The sequence below is a fragment of the Hymenobacter qilianensis genome (genome assembly GCF_014489555.1).
Lineage (GTDB): Bacteria > Bacteroidota > Bacteroidia > Cytophagales > Hymenobacteraceae > Hymenobacter > Hymenobacter qilianensis.
In genome coordinates, this window is the sequence record NZ_CP060784.1 from 3,150,830 (window position 1) to 3,177,290 (window position 26,461).

Genomic DNA, 26,461 nt, shown 5'->3' on the forward strand with positions numbered 1-26,461 from the left:
GATGACGCTATGGAGCTTTAGAAGGTAGTAGCATCCCGCTGGGGGCTATTCTGGGGAAGTGTACCTTTAAAGCGAAATAGTAGCCAGAGTCAAACCGACATATCCAATTCAACCTATTAGGCGGTCATGCAGAGCGGTAGCGAAGCATCTCGCGGGCTGACGTGAGAGTAGTAGTCTCAACAAATAGAACGTCATGCTGAGCTTGCCGAAGCATCTCTACTGGTTAGTATAATCAATACCATTGCAACCAAGCGTCAGAGATGCTTCGGCAAGCTCAGCATGACAGTTAGTGTGGCAACCTCAGCCCGCGAGATGCTTCTTTGCTGCTGGAGGCGCAAAATGCTCTGCATGACAGACGAACTTTGGGAGAGGATAACTGACCCTTAATGTTGGAAAATGCCCCCTACGGCCGCAAAAGCCGCAGCGTCGTGTCCAGAGGCTGGGTGAGGAGTAGCTGCCGGGACTGTTGGCGCAAGGTTTCCTGCTGCTCGCGCTGTTCAGATTTCTTGAATAAGCGCACCTTATAAGGGCTTTTAGCGGCGGCGCGCCGCAGGTTAATGTAGGTAGGGCGACCCCGGGCGCTACGAATCAGGCGGCCTTGCTCGATGCGCTCCACACGCTTCTGGTTGTTGCCAAAAAGCACTTGCAACGGGTTCAGGCTCACGTACAGATTGGCTCGTCCATCCAGGTGGTAGTAGCCGCTGACTTCCAGGTTGCTCAGGTTGCTGTTCAGGCGCAGGCTGGGAATCAGGATGCGGCCATCATGCAGCAAAAGCTGGGTGCTGACGGGCTCAAAAAACAGGTGACTGGTGCGCTCCGTTTTCATAAACTTCAGCGCCTCCGTGAAAAAATCAACGTTCAGCAGCTCCAGGTTGCGAATATCCGTTTTGAGGTAGCCCAGGGTGGTAGCGAATACGGGCAGGAAAGTCGAGTCTAGGTCGGTGTGAATATCGGCGGAGCAGCGCAGAGTGCCGCGCACGTTGTGACCATCGAGCAGGTTGATGTTCATGTATGTGAGCGTGGTGAAAAGCTCAGGAAGAGCAATGTCTTCCAGTTGCGTCTGGACGTGCAGGGGGTGATGATTCTGGCCCGCATTGGTGAGCATGCGTCCGCGCAGCTTAATGCGGCCCTGCAAGGCATTCAGGGAGCACTCCTCCAGCACCGCTTCGCCCTCCCGCAGCCGAGACACCAGCCGGAAATCTGTGCCGCGCACCGCAGTGTACTGTACTTTGTCGGCCTGCACCCGCACCACGGCGCTCAGAATACCACTGGAAAGCAGCGACTTGTCGCGGGCAGTGCCGTTGCCATTTACGGCCGGTCTTTTCCTGCGACTGCCATTCTGGGCGGACTGGGGGGCATTTTCTTCCTTCACGTCCAGGCCGGCCAGCATTTGCAATAGCTGCTGCACATCGAGGGTGGCGTAGCGTAGATCGAGGGTGGCATTGGCGGCCTGTACGCGGGTGCCTTCTACCTGCACAGTAGCTGTGGCTTTGCCAATACCGCCGCGCGTAGTGGCAAAGTTGAGGTAGGGCATTCGCAGCGAGCTACCCGTCTTTTCCAGGCGCAGCCGCACATCCTTTATGTTTTCCCCCGCCGAGAGATGCATGGCATCGATCGAGCAGGTAACGTGCCCGTTGGCGGCCAGCAGCAACTCCCGCAGGGCCGGACTCGCGGGCTCCTTGGCTGAGCGCTGGGGCGGACGGGCCGCATGCCGAAGCAGGTTTTGGTAGTTGAGCTGATCGTAGTTTACTGCCAGCTCGAAGCGGATGGGAGCCACTTGCTGACTTGTATCGGAAGGCCAGGACGCGCGCCCGCTCACATTTGCCCCCCACACCTGGCCACGAATATTATTGAGGAGTACGCGGCGGCCATCGTGGCGCACGGTCACGGCCAGGTGGTTGACGGTATCGGCGGGCAGGAAAAGCCGGTCGCAGCGCAACCCCACATTCAGGCGCAACCCCGGCGGAAACATGCTCATATCCAGCTTCCCCGACTTAGCGGCTGGGGGCGGTACGGTGCGCGCGGAACCGGCCGCAACCGGCCGCAACAGCTCACGCACGCGGTCCAAGCGCACCTCATCGACGGCAAAGTTGCCGGTAATGTCGGTGGTTGGGTGTCGTTTGGTCAGGTAATCCAGCAGGTGCGTAGTGGTGGCGGTGGCCCGAAACCGCATGCCATCCAGCAGCCCCGTGGCATTGGTGAGGTGCCAGCGACTATCCTGCAAACCCACCTGCACGTTTACGCCCGAGAAATTTGCCCCCCGGTCGAGCAGGGCGAAGGACGCGTCGCGCAAGGTCACCGCGCCCCGCACCGACAAGCTATCCAAATAAACCGGGGCGTTACGATCCGACTGCGGTGGCAGTGGCCCTTGCAGCCTGAGGTCGAGCTCGGCCGTGCCGCGCCGTGCCCGCACCAGCTCCGGAGCCACCACCGCTGCTAGCTCGGGCAGCTCAGTCCGTCCAATTACTTGTCCGTTCAAATACGGGCGGGTAAAGTCACGAATTGTGAGAGATACATCAAGCCAACCCGGCGCGGTATGAATGCGGCAGTGAGGCAGCGTGAGCGTGGTCGACTTAAGGTTGTGCTCGGGTCCATTGTCGTAAGTGCCGGTTAGGTCCCAGTTGTTGATGTGGCGCGTAGTGTCGGGCCAGGTAAGCTGAGCGTCGCGCAGGGCAAAGCGCAGGATATTGCGCGGCCGGATAGTGGGCCCGCTCAGCCCCCGAATAGTGTAGCGAATGTACGCCTTGCTGGGACTGGTGGCGCCCTCCACAGCTGGCCGCAGGCTTTGCGGCAACGCCAGGCGGAGCACATCGGGTAGGGGCTGGGTGCCCACAAACCGGAAATTGAGCTGGGTGCCAAGCTGGCCGGGAACAACGGTGTGCGTACCACTGATCTGCACGGTGTCGCCGTTGAGCGTAGCGCGGGTGCGGTAGATATAGCCCTGGCGCTCCCGAAATTTGTAGCGGTAGTTGACCCAGGCCTGCATGGGTTCGCGCTGAAATAAAGGCTCCGTGGTGGAGCCCAGCCGCCCAAGCTCGCCATCGAGCGTGCCATCTACCCGCAGAACGCCCTTCTGCATATAAGCCTTCAGCCGGGCCTGACTTACGTGCGCCGAAAAAAGCCCCCGGTAAAGTCGTTGCGGGTGACGATGCGGAAGTTGTTGATGAGAAGCGCATCCAGCTTCAGGTTCATTTTCGGCGCCTTGCCCGGACCCGGATGGCGCTTGCCTTTGCGCCCCACGCTCCAGCTGCGCCCCAGCGAATCGACCCGCTCCTGCATAACAGCGTCATTAATCACCAAACGCGTAACGTGCACCTGCCCCCGCAGCAGCTCGCGCAACGACAGCCGCATATCGGTCCGGGCGATGCTTAGTACCGTCAGGGGCTGTTGGTACGCGGTATCTGTGAGGCGCAACCGCAGCAGGGAGGCCGTCAGGTGCGGAAAGTCGCGCCAGGGCGAAATCTGCACTTCAAACGGCGCCAGCACCAGGGCCGAGTTCTGCTTATGCTGCTCCCGCACCCATTGCTCCACGCGCCGCTGCCCCACGCCAGTGCCCACCAACACAGCCACTAGCCCTAGTCCAATGATTACCAGCAATAACCCCGCAATTAATACGCGCCGAAGCCAGCTCATTTTCATAAATATGACCGCTTCAGGTGCAGCTACACGTCCAATTACGGGTAATCAGAGCTTGCTGTCGAGTTTAGGGGTAGTGGGGGTAAAAGTGAAACGCAGGTAAGATAGATAGTCCTTTCCGAACAATCTCAACCTTGACTTGGCAGATGAGCGTTCGACTCAAGACGTCTTTTTGCCTAAACTCTCGTATTCGGCCATACTCACTGCCCGCTGATTCACTTTTTATGCATCCTCCCAACCCCACCGCCGAATCCGTCAAGGCGCAGTACCCAGCCGTGCCGTCCGGCCTGAAGCTGCTGCGGCTGAAGTTTCGGGTGTTGTCGGCGGTGTCCTCGGAGTGGGCGTTTCGGGAGGCCTGGAAAGTGTTTACTACGCCGCGTCGACTGCCGATCAAGGCCTGGGAAGCAAAGGCATTGGCCCATACTACCCAGCATTGGGCGCAGGCCGAAAGCGGCCGCGTAGCCTACTACGAGTGGAACCCCGGCGGCAACCGCACGGTGCTGCTGGTGCATGGCTGGGAGCATCGGGCCAGCTTCTGGGGCCACATGGCCGACGGGCTAGCGAAGGCCGGCTTTCGGGTGGTAGCGCTGGATGGCCCAGCGCATGGCCTGTCCGACGGGAAGCGGGCTACATTGGTGAGCTTTGCGGGGGCCGTGCAGGCGGTGGCTGATGCTGTCGGGCCGGTGCACGCAGTGGTGGCGCACTCCTTTGGGGCCGCCTGCACGGCGGGTGTGCCGGTGCGGTTCAATCAAGCTGCTGGGGAGCAGTTACCGCGTCTTATCCTAATGAGCGTGCCCAGCAGCACCCGCAACGTAGCCGCGCGCTTCGCCGAGTTGCTGCATTTGCCCCCCAGCGTGGTTCAGCGCATGGGGCAGTTTATTCAGGAGCAATACGGCCGGAGTGCCGAAAGCTTTAGCCTACTTGAGACCGGTCGCCAACTGCCCGTGCAGCGCGCCCTGCTTTTCCACGACCATCTTGACCCCAACGTGCCTTTCGCCGAAGCCGAAGAAATAGCTCAGCACTGGCCCGCCCTAGAGTTTCGTCCCACTACTGGCCTGGGCCACAACCGCATCATGCGCGACCTTCATGTGATTCGGCAGGTAATGGAGTTTATGGAATAGAAAGGGCAAGTTTATTTTTAAAAAAGCCCCCCAGACGTTGTTAATGATGTCTGGGAAGCTTTTTATAGTATGATAGATATGTTTCTCAAATCAGACCGTCATGCTGAGCGGCAGCGAAGCAGCTCGTGGGCTGAGGTTGTGAGCTAAAAGGCGGTCATGCAGAGCAGCGCGAAGCATCTCGCCCGCTTCGTTGCAATAGTACTCGAACATCAGCGGGCGAGATGCTTCGCGTTGCTCTGCATGACAGACGCATTGTTTGTCACGCCGTTTAATCTCTATGCCTTTCAAGAAGCCTCCGCTTCTTACACTGTTTCCTGGCTTTCGGCGGCCAGCCCGCGCAGCACTTCGCGCAGGCCTTCAGGCTCCTGAATCAGGCGGGCGACGTGCTGCACGTACTCCGCTTCGGCCCGCAAGTAGCGCTTGAGCTGGCGCAACTCCGCTTCCTGCTTTTTGCCGGTGCCGCTGAGTACTTTGGAGGGGCCGTACTTCAGCTCGTTTAATTGCTGCTTCAGCTCAATTTGCTGCTGGCGGAGCGCCTGGGTGTAGCGCGTAAGCACATCGTCATCAGCGTGGTCGGTAGGGGCAGATTCGGACAGAAGCTGAAGCAGCGTGTAAAGGTCGTTGGCTTCGTAGGCTTCCGTGATGCGCTGCATGAGCGCGGTTTTCTGCTGCTGCGCGTCGGGGTTGCGCTCTAGGTCGGGGTGGTGGGTGCGAGCGAGCTGGCGGTAGAGCGTTTTGGTGTTTGATAACAGTCGTTGCTCCACTTCTCGGGCGGCTTTTTCGGCAGCTTCCTGCGCCTTCTGAGCTTTAGTTTTGCGCCGGGCGCGGGCTTGCTCGGCCGCCTGCTCGTGCGGGGGTAGCGAAGAATCGAAGCTGGCGTTGGCGTCTGCGGAATCTGAGGCAGCACTTCGAGCCTTGCCTGACCGGCTCTGGGGGGCATATTTCAGTAATATATCCGCCGCATCTTCTCCAAACCGCTCCTGCAAAGCGCGGGCATTTCCAATGATTACCCCCGTAATCTGCTGCTCCTCGGCCCGACTAAAAAAGTGAATCAATAGAGCGTTTTCCAACGGTGCAAACAACTTCTGCCGCGCCTCCACCACCGCCCGCGCCGCTGGCCCCACTTGCTGCCAATAGCGGCGCCGAGCTACGGCCTGCTCCGCCTGCAAGTCGCGTAGGCGCTGGCGCAAGCCCTCTACCTGCTGCACCGCCTCCCGAAACGCCTGTTGGGCAGGATTGATAGCCGCATCCGTAGCCGGAATGGGTAAGGAGTTAGCGGCTGGAACGTCGGAGTGAGCGGAAGTATTCATAGGCCTGCAAAGGTAGCGATGACCATTGCGTTATAAATTCGAGAGCACCTTTACCTACACTTTCCGGTGTTAAGGGTGCGACACGATGGTAAAAAGCCTAAGCCTGGAGCAAACCACGAATACTTTTATGAGTTGTGTTGGCTCATTGCCTGCTGGCAGGTATTTTCGGCTGCCTCCATTGCATTCGTATCCAACCGACTTCTTACTGCCACGTCCGTGTTTCCGCAAAAAAACCGATTTCTTTTTTGTTGCCTGCTCGCACTTTTGCTGCTGGGCTTCCGTCCCTCGCTCCGGGCGCAAGGGCAGGCTATTACGGTGAAAACAGACCTTGGGGTAGAGTTGGTAAATGCCCTCATGGTGCAGATTTCCCCCGAATTTATAAAGGACTCGGTGGCCGACCCACACCTGTTTCGTACCACCCGGCTGATGCGCGAAAGCTACACCCACTTTGCGCCATTTCGCACCCACGCCGCCGTGCGCCGCACCCAATGGCTGGCCGACAAAATCGGTACGGGCGTGTATTTGCTACCCTTATTCTATCAGGGATTTCCGCGCCCTCGACGGCACACGCCCATTTCGACGCCGTTGCTCGAAGCCATTCACGCGAATCCAGACTCAGCAGTACGCATAGCTGATGCTTATATGCGTTTGGTGGGGCGATTTTATCAGGACTCCCACTTCGCGCAATTTCAGCGTGCCAACCAGACTGTGTACGAGGTAGCCATCTCGGAAGTGAGGCGCAACCTTCCTTCTCCAACCTTCATACCGACCATGGAGCGTTATTATGGCGCCCAAAAGGCTGCGTATTGTATTATCGTCAATCCATTTTTTAAGTCACAGTGGGGCATGGCTTGGGAAGTAGCAGGTGCCAATGGTCCGGTTGCTAACCAGATTGCGGCGCCTTTCGGAGAACAAATGCGCTTTCGCGGAAACTTGCTAAAAGCTGGGTTTGACAACGCCGAAGAAGTACGCAACCTGTCGGTGCATGAGTTCGGACACACTTTTGTCAATACCTTAACGGCCCGGCCAGCCTTCGCGGCGGGTATTAAAGCGCAAAGCACCTTGTTTCAGCCCATTCCAGGGCAGGGCCAATACCGCGACTGGGAAACGTCATTCAACGAGCATTTGGTACGGGCTGGCGAGGTTCGCCTGGCGCTGGCACTTGGCCGAGGCGACGTCAGCGAGAAGCTCCGAGCAGACTACGCGGCCTGGATGTACCTGCCATTTTTTGAGCAGCAGCTCCGGCGCTATGAAGCGGACCGGCAGCGCTATCCTACCCTGGAATCGTTCTTGCCAGACTTAATTAGTGCACTGCCGACGCTCAATCGATAGTTAGTTAAGTTGCCACTGAACTGGCCATTAGCCACTCATATTTGCGCGAGACGAGGAAGCGGCTCAAAGGCTTGTCGATTCACTCCACACTTTATACGCCACCCGAAACGTATTGCAATGCGCATCCACGATGTCGCCGATTCGCTCGGAGTAGCCGCCACCCATACTCACGGCCACCGGCAGGTTCTTCTCTCGACAAAGCTCCAGTACGAACTCATCCCGCTGGCGGCAACCCTCCTTCGTCAGGGCTAGCTTGCCGAGCTTGTCAGTCGCCAATACATCAACGCCAGCCTGAAAAAACACGAAATCAGGTTGAACTTCGGCCAGCAGGCGGGGCAAAGTAGAGGTTAGCTGCTGAAGGTACTGGGTATCAGAAGTGCCCAGCGCCAACTCCACATCCAGGTCCGATTTCTCCTTGCGCAGCGGATAATTGGCCCCCGCGTGCATAGAAAAGGTGAATACCCGCGGTTCCTGCTGAAAAATGCTGGCCGTGCCGTCGCCCTGGTGTACGTCCAGATCCACCACCAATACTTGCTTCGCTAACTCGTAATGCAGCAAGTGCGCCGCGGCAATAGCAATGTCGTTGAGCACACAAAAACCCTCACCCCGGTCGGCGAAGGCGTGGTGAGTGCCCCCCGCCAGATTCAGCGCCACGCCGTCAGTTAGGGCGCGCCGCACCGACTGTAGCGTACCAGCGCTGCTGCTCAAAGAGCGGCGTACTAGCTGCTCGCTCTGGGGCAAACCTAGTCGTCGTACTTCAGCAGGGGAGAGGCGCTGGTCACGCACTTTGTGCCAGTACTCCTGGGTGTGCACGCGCAGTATATCCTCCTCGGCACAGAGGCCAGGGTCGTAAAAGTCGGTCTGGGGGGCAATTCCTTGCCACAGGAGCTGCTCCCGAATCAGCTCGTATTTGGCAATCGGAAACCGATGACCGGGGGGCAAATCCAGCGTGTAGCGTTCGGAAGTAGCGAGGCAAGGCATAAGGTAAGGACGCGAATGAGAATGAACCAGAACATACGTGCACAACGCGATAAGGAGCGCTCGGGTCAGTAACAACCTGAATCAAGTAGTTTAATCTTTACTTAATAAAAAATTTATTTAACTAAACAATTAGAAAAACACGCTTAAAAATGATTTAAATGAGGTTTTGTAAATCAATAGTTGACGCTGATAAAATTTATTTTAAAAATATATGCATTACCTATTGCATGAATAAAATCAACCCTGCATATTTGTCCCATCAACTACACAACGCCATGCTACGCTGCACCAATTTTATTTCAAAGCAAGACGCCATGGAGCCACGGAACTCCAGCGCGGTTCGGTACAGCTAAGTAGCAGATTCTCCTCTGATACTTCCGCAACCCGAACCTAAATAGTTCGGGTTGTTTGTTTTACAACAGTTTACACCCGCACGGTCATGCGTTATCAACGCCCCACCTTCCTGCATTGCTCTCCGAATAAACGGTCAAAGAACCGTTTCCAAGATTGGTGCGACCGGGCTTTTTCCCTGGATACTTTACGTAGATAATCCTTGCGTAACCCTTCCATGAAAAAAAGCCCGGCCCCCAAAGCTGGGCTTTTTTCATGCTTATTTAACTGAAAAATAAATCATTTTTCAAGGTGGAAGAAGTGTGTCTATTTGTGAAATAAATAAAGTAATTAACTGCTTTTTGTTTGAGTATTATTACAAAAATAAGGTCAATAGTTATTTTATAAAAACGCCGCGGTAATAAACATCTCACTCCTACAAATCCACGATTATGCGCTTCAACTTTACTCTCCGCCGCAACGAAAGCGTCCGTAACCACGAGGGCGCCGCGGGCTTCGCTCTCACTCCCCAGTTGGAGTTGTACGCCGCCGTAGCCACTGCCGCTCTCAGCGACCAGTTCTACGAAACCGCCGACACTCGCTTGCTCCGCTTGCGCGAATTGGTAGCCCGCAACGACCCTGCGTTTGTGGCACGTCTGGCAGTGTATGCCCGCGAGCAGCTGTACTTGCGCACTGTGCCGTTGGTGCTCACCGTGGAGCTGGCCCGCCTGCACCGCGGTGACAACCTAGTAAGCCGCTTGGTGGCTCGGGTGGTGCAGCGCGCCGACGAAATCACGGAGTTGCTGGCCTTCTATGCCCAAGCCAATGAGCGCGACGGGGTAAAAACCCTCAACCGTCTCTCTAAGCAGCTGCAGAAAGGTTTGGCCCTGGCCTTCAATCGCTTCGATGGCTACCAGTTGGCAAAGTACGACCGCGCCGGCCGAGTGCGCCTCCGCGACGCTTTGTTTCTGGTGCACCCTACGCCCCGAAACGCGGAGCAGCAAACCTTGTTCGACCAACTCGTGCAGGGTACGTTGCCCACGCCTTACACCTGGGAAACCGAGTTGTCGGCCCTAGGGCAGCAGCAGTTTGCTTCGGCTGCGGACCGTAAGGCAGCATTCCGGTTGGCTTGGGAAACGTTGATTGGGAGCGGCAAGCTGGGCTACATGGCCTTGCTCCGCAACCTGCGCAACATCCTCGAAGCCGACGTATCGGAAGTGGCAGTGGAGCAGGTGTGTGCCCGCCTCACCGATCGGTTTGCGGTGGCACGTTCTAAGCAGTTGCCTTTCCGCTTCCTGGCCGCCTACCGCGAGGTCCTGACCGTACAGTCGGGCTACGTGGCGGTGGTGCTGGAAGCCCTGGAAACGGCCATTGCCGAAAGCGCGGCCAACCTGCGCGGCTTCGACTCCAGCACCCGCGTACTCGTGGCCTGCGACGTGTCGAGCTCGATGCAACAACCCGTGTCGGCGCGCAGCAAAGTGCTGCTCTACGACGTGGGCCTAGTGCTCGGAATGCTGTTGCAAAGTCGATACAGCCACGTAGTTACCGGCATGTTCGGTGATACGTGGAAGCGCATCAGCCTGCCCCGCGGCCGAGTGTTGCAAAATGTGCAGGAGTTCTACCGCCGCGAAGGCGAGGTAGGCTACAGCACCAACGGCCACTTGGTTATACGTCACTTGGTGCAGCGCCGCGAAGTGGTAGATAAGGTGATGATCTTCACCGACGTACAGCTCTGGAACAGCACCGGCGACGGTGACACACTGGCCCGAGCCTGGATCGACTACCGCCGCACCGTAGCGCCCAACGCTCGCCTGTACTTGTTCGACTTGGCCGGCCACGGCACGGCACCCCTAGAGGTGCGCGCCGGCCACGGCGTCGCCCTAATTGCGGGTTGGTCGGATAAAGTGTTCGATGTGCTGCAAGCCTTGGAAAACGGCGAATCGGCCTTGGCTGAAATAGAGAAAATTGATTTGGGCTAGCGCTTAAATATGGCGGTCATGCAGAGCGGAGCGAAGCATCTTGCGTGCTGACGTTGAGTTAGTAATCCTACTAAACACGCGAGATGCTTCGCTGCGCTCTGCATGACGAACTAATTAAATCACAAATACTAAAAATCACAAATACTAAACCCAAAAGTCGGGGGCCTAAATGCACAGCCAAACGGGTTAGGCCTGCTCCCGACTACTTGGAAACCAACCTACAGGCAAGGTGCCGTAGATGGGCGTTACTTCGTCGGTGAATCAGGCGGCCTTCGGGCCACCTGTTAGGGTTCGAGTCCCGCTGGGGGCTTTTGGCCACCCAGATACGCCTACCGCTGTTGCCCTTGCCGCTGGGTTTGGTTATTGTATCCCGCCGGGTGTCGTCGGGTAGTGTTCCTTCGGGTCGCAGGTTCGAGTCCTGCCTTTTGCCTACCGCTTCAGACGGCGAAAGTAGCTCAGTTGGTAGAGCAGAATGGTTTCGGCCGCGCTTCCCATTCTTTACCCCGGTTGGTATAAATAAAAGTACCTCATTGGGTGCCGTAGCTTAGCCTTACTTCGATTCAGATTCGCCGGGTCGGGGGTTCGATTCCCTCTCGTCAGCCTTCGGGCTGGCGGTAGCTCAGTTGGTTAGAGCAGGACAGTTGGCTGGGCGCCTTGTTGCCCCAATGAGTTATTATCCCTGCTACCCAAGTGCCGTAGGAAGGCGCTACTTCGGTGAGATTCACTTGTGAATCAGCGGGTTCAACCCCCGCAACTTGTGGCTTCGGTCGCAAGAGACACGCTTGCAAAAGGGTGTTGGCAACGCCTGCCGTTCGTTGCCTTGGGTAGCAGCTTGTTTTCCTGATGGGTGCCGTAGTGCAGCCTTACTTCGCCAGAATGCTAAGGTCGAAGGTTCGAGTCCTTCCTGCTATTTAAGCAGTAGCTCAGTCGGTTAGAGCATAGCACAGTGGCTGCACGCCTCATTGCCCCAGCAGGAGCCGAGCCGGAAACGGTGTCGTCGGGTAGCCTTACTTCGCTTTCAACGAACCTGTCATAGGCTCCCCAGCTTTTTCACCCGTTTCCGTGCTTCGGTAAGCTTTTCTAGAGCGCCTTATTTTCTCAGCTGAGGAATACAGTCCGTTCGCGTCAATTCTTTCTAATCAAAGGCGAAGTATTCCTTCGCTAACCCACTCATGGCCCAACAATTACGCGGTAACGACCTCCGGCAGCTTGGCTTCCCCGAGGGCCGCGCCATCGGTCTCGCGCTGGCTCAATTGCAGCGCAAGCATCTCAAGAGGCTTTCTCTTACCAATCAACTCACGCTCTTACAGCAAATTCTAACTACTCCCATGGACTTTGTTACGCACCTCGATTGGAGCTACGTGGCAGCCGCGTTGCTTCCGCCACCTTCGCGCCATATTGAATTGGTGGCGCGCAAACCTTACGCCCTCTACGGGGCCGAGCACATTGAAGCCGGCGCCCTGCACCAGATGGACACGGCCATGAAACTGCCGGTGACGGTGGCCGGCGCCCTTATGCCCGACGCCCACCATGGCTACGGCCTGCCCATCGGCGGCGTGCTGGCCACCGACAACGCCGTGATTCCCTACGCCGTGGGCGTGGACATTGGCTGCCGGATGGCGCTGTCGGTGTATAATTTGCCCCCCAAGCACCTCACTCAGCGTGTACAAGAGCTGCAAAAGCTGCTCCTGGACAATACGCGCTTCGGCAACCGCACTGGCTTTCAGCACGGCCGAAAAATGGGCCACGAAGTGCTGGATCGGGAGGAGTTTCGCGACATTCCGTTTCTGCGCAACAAGCAGGCAACCGCCGCTGACCAAATCGGCACGTCGGGTTCCGGCAACCACTTCGTCGAATTCGGCATCGTGGACATCACCGATCCGACTAACGAAATGGGCGTACCGGTAGGCCAGTATGTGGGCTTGTTGTCGCACTCCGGCTCGCGGGGACTGGGCGCAAGTGTGGCCAATCACTATACCAAGCTGGCCATGGAAAACTGCCAGCTGCCCAACGAAGCCAAGCACTTAGCCTGGCTTTCCCTCGACGGGGAACTCGGGCAAGAATACTGGGCGGCTATGAACTTGGCGGGCGCTTACGCGTCGGCCTGTCACGAGCACATTCACCAGCGGATGGCCAAAGCCCTGGGCGAGCGGCCCTTGGCTAAAGTGGAAAACCACCACAACTTCGCCTGGCGCGAAACGCTAGCCGATGGCCGCGAAGCCATTGTGCACCGCAAGGGCGCCACGCCGGCCGGCAAAGGCGTACTCGGCGTGATTCCGGGCTCGATGACGGCCCCTGGCTTTATCGTGCGTGGTCGGGGTGTGGCCGATTCCTTAGGTTCGGCCTCGCACGGGGCCGGCCGCCTCATGTCCCGCACGCGGGCCAAGCAGGAGCTAAGCGAGTCGGCGGTGCGCCAGCACCTCACCGACCACGGCGTAGTGCTGCAAGGCGGCGGCCTCGACGAAGCGCCTATGGCCTACAAAGACATCCGAGCCGTGATGCAGAGCCAGCAGGAGCTAGTGGACGTGCTCGGCTCCTTCACCCCGAAAATTGTGCGCATGGATGGCGCATAAAAGAAGTAAAAAGCCCCCAGAAGTTTTCGGGGGCTTTTTTATAAAAAGAAAAAGGCGATCATGCAGAGCGGTAGCGAAGCATCTCGCGTGCTAACGCAGGATTAGTAACTGTCATGCTGAGTTTGACGAAGCATCTCTACGCAATGGTAAACTCAACGAAGCGGTAGAGATGCTTCGACAAGCTCAGCATGACCGTCTGATTCAAAATAGTTAGTACTCCTACATCAGCACGCGAGATGCTTCACTCCGTTCTGCATGACGTTCTTACAAGCACAAAACCTGCTATATCAACCTCACCAATCTAACCTCGTCCATAACCTATCACCACCAATCAGCGCTACAACCCGGTACCACCCAACTCCAGGCATCATGGCCAAAGCAACCAATAAGCTTCACAGCAAAGACCTGCGCCAAATCGGCTTTACCAACGACCAGCACATCAGCCTCGCCCTCGATATTCTGGACCAGCGCGAGCTGCGTCGCCTCGATAAGGGCAGCGCACAGGCCTTGCTACAGGAAATAAAAAACGACCCGTTCAAATACCTGCGTGACGAAAACTGGCGACCTCTGGCTGAGCAACTCGTGCCCCAGCCCTCGCGCGATGTGGCCCTCAATCCTGAAATAAAAGACTACCGCCGCTACGGCGAGGCCTTCATTGAAGACGGCGCCCACAAGCAGATGGATACCGCCATGCAGCTTCCCGTGACCATTGATGGGGCCCTCATGCCCGATGCTCACCAGGGCTACGGTCTGCCCATCGGGGGCGTGTTGGCGGTAGATAATGCAGTGATTCCCTACGGGGTGGGCATGGACATTGGCTGCCGCATGGCCCTGTCTATCTTCGACATGCCGGCCAGCTACCTTGGTAAGCATAGTCAGGATTTGCGCAAATTGTTGCTGGAGCACACCAAGTTTGGCAACAAGGAAGTGTTCAAGAAGCCTTTCACCGACGACCCCATTTTCGAGCGGCCAGAGTTTCGCGAAATCGGGGTGGTGCGGCACAAGCGCGATTCAGCCATGGCCCAGATTGGCAGCTCCGGCTCCGGCAACCACTTTGTGGAGTTTGGCTTGGTTGATATTACCGACCCGAACAATGAGATGGGTGTGCCGGTGGGGCAATACGTGGGCTTGTTGTCGCACAGCGGCTCGCGGGGCTTAGGGGCGGCCGTGGCTCAGCATTTCACCAAAGTAGCCATGGAAAAATGCCCCCTGCCACCGCAAGCGAGGCATTTGGCGTGGCTTTCGTTGGATTCGCAAGAAGGGCAGGAGTACTGGCGCGCCATGAACTTGGCGGGCGACTACGCGTCGGCCTGCCACCACGATATTCACCGCCGCCTCAGCAAAGCCCTGGGTAATCAGCCGTTGGCGCAAGTCGAGAATCATCACAACTTTGCCTGGAAGGAAACGCTACCCGATGGCCGCGAAGCCATTGTGCACCGCAAGGGCGCCACGCCGGCCGGCAAAGGCGTGCTCGGCGTGATTCCGGGCTCCATGACGGCTCCCGGCTTTATCGTGCGCGGGCGAGGCGAGCGGGACTCGCTTCAGTCGGCTTCCCATGGTGCCGGGCGCCGCCTCAGTCGCACCCAGGCCAAAGCCCAAATAGGGGAAGGCGACATGCGCCGCCAGCTGCGCGACCACGGTATAGAGCTTATCGGCGGCGGCCTCGACGAAGCGCCCGGTGCTTATAAAGACATTCACCAGGTAATGGCCCACCAGCGCGACTTAGTGGATGTGCTGGGTACGTTCACGCCCAAAGTAGTGCGCATGGATGCGGGCGGAAGCAGAGGAAAAGGACGAGGGGAGTAGCTGGGGGGCTTTTTTGATAGCAAATGAAGCTTTTCGCAATAACTATCAGCATCTTTCAACCTCCTCCGTAGCAACCCCAGCCCCAAAAATCGAGTACCGCTGAACTTGCCTTTGTGTGACCAGCTTCCTGCCGCGCCACGCTCTCTAAGCTTTACTCCATACGTACTCTTATGTCTTCATCTTCTACCAAACGCTTAACTAATCAAGTAGCGCTCGTAACCGGCGCCAGCTCCGGTATTGGAACGGGTGTAGCCGTGGCACTGGCCGAGGCGGGCGCAACCGTTGTGGTCAACTACCATAGCGATGCCGAAGAGGCGGAGAAAGTAGTAACGCGAATAAAAGAGAACGGCGGCAATGCCGTAGCCATCAAAGCCGATGTAAGCAAGGAAGACCAGGTGCAGGCGATGTTTCGGCAGACCATCCAGCAGTTTGGCACGCTTCACATTCTGGTTGCCAACTCCGGTATTCAGCAGGACGCGACGCTGGTCGACATGACCCTGGAGCAATGGCAAAAGGTGATTGACGTGAACCTGACGGGCCAGTTTCTGTGTGCCCGCGAGGCGGCGCGGGAGTTTATCAAGCGCGGCGTGCAGCAGGACATATCCAGGGCGGCCGGCAAGATTATCTGCATGAGCTCGGTGCACGAAACTATTCCGTGGGCGGGTCACGTAAACTACGCCGCTTCCAAGGGTGGCCTGATGCTACTCATGAAAAGCATGGCTCAGGAGCTGGCTCCGCACAAAATCCGGGTGAACAGCATCGCGCCGGGTGCCATCAAAACGCCCATCAACAACGAAGCCTGGGAAACGCCCGAAGCGGCCAATAAGCTGCTGGAGCTTATTCCCTACGGCCGCATTGGGGAGGTGGAGGATATTGGGCGGGTAGCCGCCTGGCTTGCCTCCGATGAGGCTGATTATGTCCATGGAACCACCCTGTACGTAGATGGTGGTATGACCTTGTATCCGGGCTTTGCCGACAACGGGTGAACGCTTTGCTTGGTGGAAAGAGATAAACAACGAGCTCCCCTCCTTACTAAGGAGGGGATGTTTCAGCGTAGCTGAAACGGGGGTGGTTGCGGTCGTTGCTGATGTTGATTAAAATAGTGTTACAAAAAAGCCCCCAGCGTTGTTCGTGGCCCGTCGTTCAACTAAACAACGACGCAACCACCCCAGCTTTGGCTTCGCCAAACCATCCCCCTTCTTACTTCAAAGGAGGGGAGCTTGTCCGCCCTCCAAATATTACTCAAGCAAGGCGTCACACTGCATTTATCATTCATAATGACGCAAGAACAACTACGCTTAGCTGAATCAAACGCTCAAAATACTGTCTGGAAGAAGTTTGGTCCTTACCTCACGGAGCGGCAGTGGGGCACCGTACGCGAAGACTACAGCGCCAGTGGCAACGCCTGGGAGTACATCACCCACGACCTGGCCCGCAGCTACGCCTACCGCTGGGGCGAAGAGGGGCTGGGGGGCATTTCTGACCACCGCCAGCGCCTGTGCTTTTCGGTGGCGCTCTGGAATGGGGCCGATGGCATTCTGAAGGAGCGCCTGTTTGGCCTGACCAACGGCCAGGGCAATCACGGCGAGGACGTGAAGGAGTATTATTACTACCTCGACAGCACGCCCACGCACTCCTATATGAAGATGCTGTACAAGTATCCGCAACAGGAGTTTCCGTACGTGAATCTGGTTCAGGAAAGTGCCAAGCGCACTCGCGAACAGCCCGAATACGAGCTGCACGATACCGGCATCTTCGACGATAACCGCTACTTCGATGTGTATATCGAATATGCGAAGGCAGGAATCGATGACATTCTGATTCAGATAACGGTGCACAACCGGGGGCAAAATTGGCCCCCATCATGGTGCTGCCGCAGGTGTGGTTTCGCAATACCTGGTCGTGGGGCCACGACTCTTACCGGCCGGAGCTAAGCACGCCTGAGCCCAGCCTCGTGCGGATTGCGCATAAAGAGATGGGTACCTACCAACTCTATTGCGACCAGAATCCGCCCTTACTTTTCTGCGACAACGACACGAATGGCGAACGGCTTTACAACCTGCCGGCCGATGGCTTATTCTTTAAAGATGGCATCAATAATTTCGTCGTCGATGGCAAGCTAAACGCCATTAACCCATCGCAGACCGGCACCAAAGCCGCCGCCCAATACACGCTGCACATCCCGCCGGGCGAATCGCGGTCGGTGCGCCTGCGCCTGAGCCAGGCCACGCTGGATGCTCCATTCGCTGATTTTGCCGAAATATTTGCTACCCGTCAGCAGGAGGCCGATGAGTTTTATGACGTTGTGCAAGAGAAAGTGAAGGAGCCCGATGCGCGCAACATTCAGCGGCAGGCCTTTGCTGGCATGCTCTGGAGCAAGCAGTTCTACTACTATGATATGGCTCAGTGGATCGACGGCGACCCACTGATGCAAGCGCCGCCCAATGAGCGGCGCACGGGCCGCAACAGCAACTGGCGCCACCTCTACAACGACGACATCATCTCGATGCCCGACAAGTGGGAGTACCCGTGGTATGCGGCCTGGGACCTCGCTTTCCATTGCATCCCGCTGGCCATGGTCGATGCGCAGTTTGCCAAGCACCAGCTGCGCCTGCTCACCCGCGACTGGTATATGCACCCCAACGGCCAGCTGCCGGCCTACGAGTGGAACCTGAGCGACGTGAACCCGCCCGTACACGCCTGGGCCACCTGGCGCGTATATCAGATGGATAAAGAGCAGAACGGAGGTAAAGGCGACACCCACTTTCTGGAGTCGGTGTATCATAAGCTGACGCTCAACTTTACTTGGTGGGTAAACCACAAGGACAAAAGCAACCGCAATATCTTTGAGGGGGGCTTTTTGGGACTCGATAACATCGGGGTGTTCGACCGCTCGGCCCCGCTGCCCACCGGCGGCACCATCGAGCAATCGGATGGCACCAGCTGGATGGCTATGTACGCGCTCAACCTTATGCGCATCGCCCTGGAGCTGGCCCAGACAAACCTCGTATACCAGGATATCGCCAGCAAATTCTTCGAGCACTTCCTCTACATCGTGGAGGCCATGACCCGGAGCGGCGACGGCGCTTTCAACTTGTGGGACGAGGAGGACGAATTTTACTACGACGTGCTCCACACGCCTGATAATACGCGCACCAAGCTCAAAGTGCGTTCTATTGTGGGTTTGATTCCTTTATTTGCAGTAGAAGTGCTGGAAGATGAGCTGCTGAAGGCTATGCCCGATTTCACGCGCCGTCTTCGCTGGATGCTCGACAATCGGCCCCAACTGGCTGAGCTTGTATCGCGGTGGTTGGAGCCAGGAAAGGGCGACCGACATCTGCTGTCTTTGCTACGCAGTCATCGCCTTAAGTGCTTGCTCCGCCGCATGCTGGATGAAGCTGAATTCCTATCAGAATTTGGAGTGAGGGCTATGTCGCGCTATCATCTGAAGAATCCCTATGTGTTCCCCACGCCCGAAGCCAACTTCATTGTTAGCTACGTGCCGGGGGAGGCAGAGTCCAGCATGTTCGGTGGCAACTCCAACTGGCGCGGACCTATCTGGTTTCCGATTAACTACCTGATTATCGAGTCGTTGGAGAAGTTTTATACCTACTACGGAGACTCTCTGAAAGTAGAATACCCAACGGGCTCCGGCGAGCTGCGCAACCTCCGCGATATTGCCGCCGCGTTGTCTGAGCGCCTGACCAAGCTGTTTCTAAAAGATAAAAACGGCCACCGACCTGCATTCGGCCCCTCCGAGCTGCTGCAAACCGATCCGCATTTTAAAGACAACCTTCTCTTTCACGAATACTTCCACGGTGACGACGGCCACGGCATGGGCGCCAACCACCAAACCGGCTGGACTGGCCTAATTGTGCGCCTGTTGCAGCCCCAGTCTTAAGACGTTCAGTAGTGATTACTGGATTAACTCACCAACCGTCATGCAGAGGCGGAGCCGAAGCATCTCGCTCGCGGTAGTGGGATTAGTAATCTAACGACCGCGAGCGAGATGCTTCGCTGCCGCTCTGCATGACCGTTTATAGAGGTTTGTTATCAGAGCAAGCATCAAGAAAGTGATCCAAGACGATGTCAGGCACCTGTTGAACATTTTATTGCCTACTATTGAAACCGCATTTCTCCGTTTCACCTGCTTTCTAAGATGCTCCGTTTTAGCGCCGCTGCCGCTTGCCTGGCTAGCCTTTTCTTCTTTGCTGCGCCTTCGGCTCAAGCCCAGCAAAATGCCCCCAGGATTCCATTTTCGTCCGCCAGAATTACCGCAAGCTCGACCGCCTCATTCCGATGCGTGATGGAGTGAAACTGTACACGGTCATCTACGTGCCCACCGACGCGACGAAGAAAAACCGGTATCCGTTTCTGCTGGAGCGCACGCCTTATTCGGCCGCGCCATACGGCGAAACGAATTACCCCAAAACCGGCCCTGGCACAAGCCGGGCATTGTCGCAGGAGAAATACATTTTCGTGTATCAGGATGTGCGCGGACGCTACAAAAGCGAGGGCCAGTTTGAAGAAGTAACGCCCAACATACCGGGCAACAAAACAAAGCAAACTGACGAAAGCTCAGATACTTACGACACCATTGAGTGGCTGCTCAAGAACGTGCCCGGCAACAACGGACGCGCCGGCATCACGGGCATTTCCTATCCCGGTTTCTACGCCACAGCCGCTTTGCCCGACGCGCATCCGGCCCTGAAAGCCGTGTCGCCGCAGGCCCCGGTGACGGATGAATTTATTGGCGACGACGCCCGCCACAACGGAGCTTTTTTTCTGCTTGATAACTTCTCATTCACCAATTATTTCGATGCGCCGCGCACCGGGCCAGTAGAGGAGTATAAGTCGTTTTTCCCTTTCAAGGCAAAGGATGTATACCAGTTTTTCCTCGACTTAGGCCCATCAAAAACGCCAACGCACCGCAGTATTTTAATAACAAGGCTAAGATCTGGAATGAGTACCAGGAGCACGATACGTATGATGCCTACTGGCAGGCTCGCAACATCCGAACGGCTCTGAAAAATGTAAAGCCCGCGGTTCTGGTTGTGGGGGCTTTTTTGACGCTGAGGATTTGTTTGGAGCGCTCAATACCTATAAAGCCATTGAGGAGCAAAACCCCAGAAACAACAGCCGCCTGGTGATGGGCCCCTGGACTCATGGTGCATGGTCGCGGGGGAGTGGAGCCAGTTTGGGCCGCTGCGCTTTGGCAGCAACACGGCCAAGTATTTTCAGGAAGATATAGAGTTGAAATTTTTCAACGCCTACCTCAAGGACAAAGGCAAATTCACGCAGGCTGAGGCCACAATATTTAACACCGGTACGAATGAGTGGAAGACGTTTGAGCAGTGGCCACCGGCCGCTACCCAAGCCCAAACGCTGTTCTTTCAGCCTAACGGTGGGCTTACATTCTCGGCCGCTACCGCTTCGGAAAGCTTCGCCGAGTACGTGAGCGACCCCAGTAAACCAGTGCCTTACACCGATGGTATTTTTGCGCGTCGCAACAACGAATACATGATCGAGGATCAGCGCTTCGCCGCTCGCCGGCCCGATGTACTGGTCTTCCAAACCCTGCCGCTCACCGAAGACTTAACCCTGGCTGGGCCGCTCACCGCCGACCTATTCGTAGCTACCACCGGCACCGACGCCGACTTCGTGGTTAAGCTCATCGACGTGTTCCCCGATACGGCCCGCAGCCCCGAGCCCAATCCGAAAAATCTCCAGATGGCTGGCTACCAGCGTCTGGTGCGCGCGGAGGTGATCAGGGGGCGTTTTCGCAACAGCTTTGAGAAGCCGGAGCCGTTTCAGCCGGGTCAGGTGGCGGAAGTGAAATACGAGCTGCCCGGCGTGCTGCACACCTTCAAAAAAGGCCACCGCCTGATGGTACAGGTGCAAAGCTCCTGGTTTCCGCTCGTCGACCGCAACCCGCAGACGTTTGTGGATATCTCGGAAGCCGAGGAGAAAGATTTTGTGAAGGCCACCCTGCGCTTGTACCATGATGCCCAACACCCATCGGGCCTGAAAGTGACGAAGCAGTAGCCGCTATGCCGGAGCTGAAGTAGCCGATTCGAGCACGCGCACCACGTCGCCCACCCGAATTTGCCCCCACGGATGATGCGGGCCGTGAGGCCGCCGTGTCCGCGCATGGCGTTGTAGCCGCCGGGCCCTAGCTCTTCTTCCATGCGTGAGCAGGGGTGGCACTCGCCGGTTATTTCCAGAATTACCTCTTCGCCTAGCTGCACCTGGCGGTTTTTCAGCGCCAGCAGGTTCAGGCCACTCACCACCAGATTACGGCGCAGCCGGCCCGGCTCTACAGGACCATCGAGCCCCAAAAAGCCCCCACGGCCGATAAGTGCTCATGCTGAATGAGCGTAACCTGCCGCTTGCCGCCGGGCTTGGGCCGGGCGTGGTCGCCGCGCAGGTGCTTATCTGTCAGTACTTCTACCTCGGGCAGCGATACTAATGGTTCGCGCCGCACCGGCCGGATCCCGATCCACTCAACGCGACCGGTTTGGGGCAACGTGGACAGCAGTCGGGCAATGGTCGATTTATCGTCGCCGAAAAAAGGGAAAGGCATCTTATAGGAGTTAATGTGCTTGTGATTGCAAAAGTAACGCTGACCAATGATGCAGCTTACGTGCGGGGTGCCCCGCTGATAGGCTTAACATCGGCTTCTCTGCTTAAGTCGGAGGGAGAATATATTTTATTATTGTAATAATTAATTTAATTATAGCCTTATTGTAAGAGCAGCTGACATATACGATCCGCGAATGAAGGCACAGCAATTACAACAAAACGTAGCCCAGATTCTTGCTCCGGCGGGCATACAGGTGAATGGTTCGCAGCCCTGGGATTTGCAAATCCACAACGACCGGTTTTATCAGCGGGTGCTAAGCCAGGGTACGCTGGGGCTGGGCGAATCGTACATGGACGGGTGGTGGGACTGTGAGCAGATAGACGAGTTTATATTCCGGGCGCTGCGGGCTGATCTGTACAAAACGGCCCGGCTGGGCTGGAAAAGCATACTGGAGGTGCTGCTCACGCAAATTTTCAATCGCCAGGCCAAGGATAAAGCCGCTCGCAACGCCCAGCGCCACTACGATATCGGCAACAACCTGTACGAGTTGATGCTAGATAAGCGCATGACCTACAGCTGCGGCTACTGGAAGAATGCCGACAACCTCGATCAGGCGCAGGAAAACAAGCTGGACCTGATTTGCCGCAAATTATACCTGAAGCCCGGCCAACGGGTGCTCGATATTGGCTGCGGCTGGGGCAGCTTCGCCAAGTTTGCCGCCGAGCGCTACGACGTAGAAGTAGTAGGCGTGACGGTAGCCCGCGAGCAGGTAAAGCTGGCGCAGGAGCTGTGCAAAGGCCTACCCATCGAAATACGCTTGCAAGACTACCGCGACGTGCGCGAGAAGTTCGACCACATAGTGTCGGTGGGGATGGCCGAGCACGTAGGTCACCGCAACTACCGCACCTACATGCGCACGGCCGCGAACTGCCTTAAGGATGATGGCCTGTTTCTGCTGCACACCATTGGCATGGCTTACTCCCGCACCTCCGCCGACCCGTTCACGAATAAGTATATTTTCCCCAATTGCCTTCTGCCTTCTATCAAGCAGCTTGGCGGAGCAATGGAGCATCTCTTTGTACTCGAAGATTGCCACAACTTCAGCGTGTACTACGACTATACGCTGCTGGCTTGGTTTAAGAATTTTGACCAGAGCTGGGGCCAGTTGCAGCCTACCTACGGCGACCGGTTTTATCGGATGTGGAAGTATTATTTACTGTCCAGCGCTGCGTCTTTCCGTGCGCGCCACAACCAGCTCTGGCAAATGGTGCTTTCCAAACGCGGCCTGCTGGGAGGCTATGAGTCGGTACGCTGAGCCTGATATAATGCTAGAGTTTAAAATAGCGTAAACAAAAAAGCCCCCAGCAGCACTGGGGGGCTTTTTTTAGTGATGTACTTTGTGTTAGCGAACCATCAGTCGCTTCGTTACTACGCCTTCAGGAGTTGAAAGCTGAAGCATGTAAATGCCTTTCGCCACATTGGTAAGCGAGAGACGCTGCGTGACGCCGTCGCGGGCGGAAAGGGTACGGCTTAATACCGACTGACCTAAAGCATTAACAAGCGTAGCCTGCACCGACTGCTTAAGCAAAGAAGCGGGCATATTGATGGACACCTCGCCGGTAGCTGGGTTTGGGTACACATCTACCTGCGCGCTAACTTTGGCCGAAGCCTTGTTACTGGATAGAACAGTACCCGAAATCAGTGCTGATACGCCCGTGATAGGCATGCCGGTACCAATAATTTCCACTTCGGTGGCCGCGCCTGTCGTCAAATTTACAGTATATAGTCTGTCGCTATTAACAAAATTTCCGGTACCCGTGCTGGCTACCAGGAAAGCCTTGTTCTGAGTAGCGGCAGGGGCAGCTGGATCGAAGTAGATATCGAAATCAACGCCAGCTGCCGCATTTACGGTAATACCGGAGGCGCCTACCGTCGCGAACGTACCAGCGTTGGCGTCGGCTTGCTGAACAAGCTGATTGTTGGCTGCATTGTAGTTGTAAAGAGCAGTAGTTGCAGGCGCAGCGCCTGGGCCGCTATTGGTATAGGCCGCCGATGAGATAACCCCGCCAGCAGGGTTCAAATCGGGGTCGGTCGCTGCTATTGCCCCATTCGTAGGGTTGAGGCGGTAGTTCTTGTTATTAGTGCTTACCACCCGGATCCGGTCAGCAACAGGGTTAAAGTCAAAGCCAACGCGGGCTGCTGCATCCCCAAGCTCTAAGCGCTGGGCAGCGCCTACAGCCGTAAGAGCACCCGTGCCAGGGTTTATAGTATAGAGCTGGGCATTTGCGGTAGGAGCAGCAGCAGTGGCGTTGTAACCAAGAGCGAATAGCTCGCCGGTAGCTGGCCGGAAATCAAGTCCCACTAGGGTCTGGCCAGCGGCTAAGTTGGTGACAGGCGTTGAAGTGCGAATAACGCGAGGATTGCTCGAGTCGAAGGAAATTAAATTGCTTCCCGTCAGTGCAAACATCAGTTGGCCCGTGAGTGCAGCCGGTGGCGACACTGGGTCAACGGCGAACGTAGCAAACGTAACGTTGCTGATGGATAAGCCATTGCCAAGCGTACCTCGTAGGGTAGCAACCCCCGAGCCCAAATTGATTTCGAATAACTGGGTATTCGTGCTGGTACCTGTAGCGGCGGCCAGTAGTACCAGGTCTTCACCTGATCTTACTGAATTGATATCCAGGCTGATACCGGAGTTACGGTTCACTGTAATGCCCGATAAGATACCAACAGGCGTTAACACTCCGGCATTAGCTGGCGACTGATAAAAGAATTGATTTAGAGCCTCATCATATACAGCTAGCGATGAGTTGCCAGTGCCGAAGAAATTGTTGGAGTAGGCAGCGGCCGAAATAGTCGGAACCACACCACTTGATCCCGTGATAGTTAAGTCACCATCGCGCTGAATGCCGGCAGTAGCGGGGTCAGCATCCACTACGGTACCATCCGTAGGGTTGAGGCGGTAGTTAGCTCTGTTCGTGCTTACTACGCGCAGAAGGTCAACAAGGGGATTGAAGTCTATGCCGATACGCGCCGTAGCTGCGCCCAATTCTAAGTCTATGGCAGCGGCACCTACGGGGGTCGCAACGGCGGTAGTAGGGTTGATGGTGTACAGGCGCGCATTGGCAGCAGTTAGCGCAGCATTATAAGCCAACGCGTATAGCTGACCCGTGCGAGGACGAACGTCCATACCTACGATTATCTGACCAGTCGCTATGCCTGTAATGGGAGCGGTTGAGCGGAGGGTAGCAGGTGCCATTTCGTCAAAGGACACCAAGTTCGTAACAGTGCCAACCACCTGCGTGGCATACATAAGCTGCCCGGCCAGGGGAGGGAGCGTTTGGGCCATTGCTGGTGCCATAGCGCTAAGGCATAAGCCTAGCGTAGCCCCTGCTAGCCAGGATGCACGGCGGGTAGCTTTACCGAAGGAGGGAGAGAGTATGGTTAATTGCATTCGACTAAGGGTTTTAAAAATGGAAATTATAATACCGTTTAAGCTGTCTGAAAGGCGAAGAAGGTCTGCAAAGCTAAACTTTTATATAGCTTTTGTTACGAGGAAAATATAGGAAATGGATTAATAAATGGGCATATTTTTTCATTGGGCATATTTTATTGAAAAAACATTGGTTTTGGCAACTAGCCCTTAATTGTGTCGTATGTGACATGTTTCAGCACCTAGCAAAATACTGATTCAGGTAGCAGCTTTTAGTATTTTGCTTCTATTTGCTCCTTAGGTACATAAGTAGCAGCCGTAGTAAACGGAGAGGGCTACTATTACTGGCTGAAGTAAGCTCGCTGATGGGGTGATATACGCATGATGCTTTTTACTAAAAGCTGACAGTAAATAAGCAGATCGTGCTAACCTGCGGGGCAACCCTGCGTATTGACAAGAAGCGGAAATGGACTGCTGAATTACCAGCCAAGCGCCTGCGCCCGTTTCCTTTTTGTTTTCAAATCTCACCTTTCTATGGCAACCAAAACCACTGATAAGAAGCCGGCCGCTGCCAAAAAAACGGCGGCTGACGCACCTAAAAAATCGAATGGCGCCGCTGTTAATCAGGGCAAGATTCAGCCCGGCAATGTGGAGCAGCCTATTGTAAACCAACGCGCCGCCGCTATTCAAAAATTTGGGGTTGTATCTCCTCGCATGCCAGTAGGACTGGAGGAGAAAGTGCGCCAGCAGAGCGTTGACATGCTCAATCAACTGCTGGTAGACACCATTACGATTCGTGATCTGTACAAAAAGCATCATTGGCAGGTCGTAGGACCTACTTTTTACCAGCTTCATTTGCTTTACGATAAGCATTATGAAGAGCAAAGTGTATTGGTAGACGCTATTGCAGAACGCATTCAACTGCTGGGAGGCGTAAGCTTAGCCATGGCTGCCGATATTGCCGAAACAACTCATATTCCGCGTCCGCCCCGCGACCGGGAAGAAGCACCCGTGCAGGTTTCGCGCTTGCTTGAGGCCCACGAAATTATTCTGAAAGAGTGCCATGAGTTTGCCAAGAAAGCCGACGAATCTGGCGACGATGGCACCAATGACCTGATTGTTAGTCAGTTGATTCGGACCAACGAGCTCCAAACCTGGTTTGTGTCAGAACATGTAGTTGACACGCCTTTGGCTCGTTCGTAGCCAGCGCTCGAATAACACAAGTTGATGATACGGCGGCCTTTCCAATGAGAGAGGCCGCCGTATTATTGTCAGAATGAAACTGCGCTGCATCTAAAAAAGCCCCCCAGCAATTCCATCAAGCCTTTAATAGTGAAAAAATACTGCCTGGCATTTGCGTAGGGCCTTTCGAGTGCC

At 56.1% G+C, this 26,461-nt stretch carries 19 protein-coding genes and 2 pseudogenes; 12 read left to right on the top strand and 9 right to left on the bottom strand.

Features of this window, described 5'->3' with window-relative positions; translation table 11 throughout:
* Positions 1-403: 403 nt before the first annotated feature.
* Together H9L05_RS14475 and H9L05_RS14480 are read right to left on the bottom strand one after the other, a co-directional pair.
* A complete protein-coding gene (locus H9L05_RS14475; protein WP_187731563.1) occupies positions 404-3,079 on the bottom strand; it encodes an AsmA family protein in 2,676 nt (891 codons plus the stop codon).
* A 23-nt stretch (positions 3,080-3,102) separates the two neighbouring features.
* Entirely contained in the window at positions 3,103-3,633 is a 531-nt protein-coding gene (locus tag H9L05_RS14480; protein ID WP_187731564.1) for an AsmA family protein, read from the bottom strand.
* Positions 3,634-3,860: 227 nt separating this feature from the next.
* On the opposite strand from H9L05_RS14480, the gene H9L05_RS14485 reads away from it, so the two are divergent.
* Positions 3,861-4,757, top strand: coding sequence for an alpha/beta fold hydrolase (locus H9L05_RS14485; RefSeq protein ID WP_187731565.1), 897 nt, complete (start codon positions 3,861-3,863; stop codon positions 4,755-4,757).
* Positions 4,758-5,059: 302 nt separating this feature from the next.
* Here H9L05_RS14485 and H9L05_RS14490 read toward each other — a convergent pair whose 3' ends face one another.
* Positions 5,060-6,067: a J domain-containing protein gene (locus H9L05_RS14490; protein ID WP_187731566.1), complete on the bottom strand. Its 1,008-nt coding sequence runs from the start codon at positions 6,065-6,067 to the stop codon at positions 5,060-5,062.
* Positions 6,068-6,331: 264 nt separating this feature from the next.
* Between H9L05_RS14490 and H9L05_RS14495 the strand changes: the two genes are divergently transcribed.
* Entirely contained in the window at positions 6,332-7,399 is a 1,068-nt protein-coding gene (locus H9L05_RS14495; protein ID WP_187731567.1) for a DUF4932 domain-containing protein, read from the top strand.
* Between the two features lie 63 nt (positions 7,400-7,462).
* On the opposite strand, the gene H9L05_RS14500 is transcribed toward H9L05_RS14495, so the two are convergent.
* Positions 7,463-8,380 (bottom strand): histone deacetylase family protein, encoded by a 918-nt coding sequence (locus H9L05_RS14500; RefSeq protein WP_187731568.1) that lies wholly within the window; start codon positions 8,378-8,380, stop codon positions 7,463-7,465.
* Positions 8,381-9,162: 782 nt separating this feature from the next.
* On the opposite strand from H9L05_RS14500, the gene H9L05_RS14505 reads away from it, so the two are divergent.
* Positions 9,163-10,689, top strand: a complete 1,527-nt coding sequence (locus H9L05_RS14505; protein ID WP_187731569.1) for a TROVE domain-containing protein — start codon at positions 9,163-9,165, stop codon at positions 10,687-10,689.
* Between the two features lie 596 nt (positions 10,690-11,285).
* On the opposite strand, the gene H9L05_RS25110 is transcribed toward H9L05_RS14505, so the two are convergent.
* Positions 11,286-11,414, bottom strand: a complete 129-nt coding sequence (locus H9L05_RS25110) for a hypothetical protein (RefSeq protein WP_262892536.1) — start codon at positions 11,412-11,414, stop codon at positions 11,286-11,288.
* Between the two features lie 447 nt (positions 11,415-11,861).
* On the opposite strand from H9L05_RS25110, the gene H9L05_RS14510 reads away from it, so the two are divergent.
* The 7 genes and pseudogenes from H9L05_RS14510 to H9L05_RS23830 all read left to right on the top strand — a co-directional run bounded on the left by H9L05_RS14510 (position 11,862) and on the right by H9L05_RS23830 (position 21,113).
* A complete protein-coding gene (locus H9L05_RS14510) occupies positions 11,862-13,262 on the top strand; it encodes an RtcB family protein (protein ID WP_187731570.1) in 1,401 nt (466 codons plus the stop codon).
* 369 nt (positions 13,263-13,631) lie between these two features.
* Entirely contained in the window at positions 13,632-15,068 is a 1,437-nt protein-coding gene (locus tag H9L05_RS14515) for an RtcB family protein (protein WP_187731571.1), read from the top strand.
* 170 nt (positions 15,069-15,238) lie between these two features.
* Entirely contained in the window at positions 15,239-16,054 is an 816-nt protein-coding gene (locus H9L05_RS14520) for an SDR family oxidoreductase (protein ID WP_187731572.1), read from the top strand.
* A 291-nt stretch (positions 16,055-16,345) separates the two neighbouring features.
* A pseudogene (locus H9L05_RS14525) lies at positions 16,346-18,969 on the top strand (MGH1-like glycoside hydrolase domain-containing protein).
* Between the two features lie 410 nt (positions 18,970-19,379).
* Complete coding sequence (locus H9L05_RS23825) at positions 19,380-20,096, top strand: CocE/NonD family hydrolase (protein WP_394368438.1); 717 nt, start codon at positions 19,380-19,382, stop codon at positions 20,094-20,096.
* Positions 20,024-20,218, top strand: coding sequence for a CocE/NonD family hydrolase (locus H9L05_RS25115; RefSeq protein WP_262892702.1), 195 nt, complete (start codon positions 20,024-20,026; stop codon positions 20,216-20,218). The genes H9L05_RS23825 and H9L05_RS25115 overlap by 73 nt, the downstream gene beginning before the upstream one ends.
* Before the next feature lie 22 nt (positions 20,219-20,240).
* Positions 20,241-21,113, top strand: coding sequence for a CocE/NonD family hydrolase (locus tag H9L05_RS23830; protein ID WP_223284457.1), 873 nt, complete (start codon positions 20,241-20,243; stop codon positions 21,111-21,113).
* A 3-nt stretch (positions 21,114-21,116) separates the two neighbouring features.
* Here H9L05_RS23830 and H9L05_RS26245 read toward each other — a convergent pair whose 3' ends face one another.
* From H9L05_RS26245 to H9L05_RS26250, 3 genes and pseudogenes are all read right to left on the bottom strand, one after another.
* Positions 21,117-21,275, bottom strand: a complete 159-nt coding sequence (locus tag H9L05_RS26245) for a hypothetical protein (RefSeq protein WP_317174969.1) — start codon at positions 21,273-21,275, stop codon at positions 21,117-21,119.
* Positions 21,212-21,358 (bottom strand): annotated as a pseudogene (locus tag H9L05_RS26945) (MOSC domain-containing protein); the annotation flags it as partial. The gene H9L05_RS26245 and the pseudogene H9L05_RS26945, both read right to left, overlap by 64 nt.
* 26 nt (positions 21,359-21,384) lie before the next feature.
* Positions 21,385-21,651 carry a hypothetical protein gene (locus H9L05_RS26250; protein WP_317174970.1) on the bottom strand — a complete coding sequence of 89 codons (267 nt, stop codon included), beginning with the start codon at positions 21,649-21,651 and terminating at the stop codon, positions 21,385-21,387.
* Positions 21,652-21,844: 193 nt separating this feature from the next.
* On the opposite strand from H9L05_RS26250, the gene cfa reads away from it, so the two are divergent.
* On the top strand, positions 21,845-22,966 hold the full coding sequence (cfa, locus tag H9L05_RS14540; RefSeq protein WP_187731573.1) for a cyclopropane fatty acyl phospholipid synthase: 1,122 nt from the start codon (positions 21,845-21,847) through the stop codon (positions 22,964-22,966).
* An 87-nt stretch (positions 22,967-23,053) separates the two neighbouring features.
* Here cfa and H9L05_RS14545 read toward each other — a convergent pair whose 3' ends face one another.
* Positions 23,054-25,000: a DUF4394 domain-containing protein gene (locus H9L05_RS14545; RefSeq protein WP_187731574.1), complete on the bottom strand. Its 1,947-nt coding sequence runs from the start codon at positions 24,998-25,000 to the stop codon at positions 23,054-23,056.
* A 618-nt stretch (positions 25,001-25,618) separates the two neighbouring features.
* Between H9L05_RS14545 and H9L05_RS14550 the strand changes: the two genes are divergently transcribed.
* Complete coding sequence (locus H9L05_RS14550) at positions 25,619-26,287, top strand: Dps family protein (RefSeq protein ID WP_187731575.1); 669 nt, start codon at positions 25,619-25,621, stop codon at positions 26,285-26,287.
* Positions 26,288-26,461: the final 174 nt, after the last annotated feature.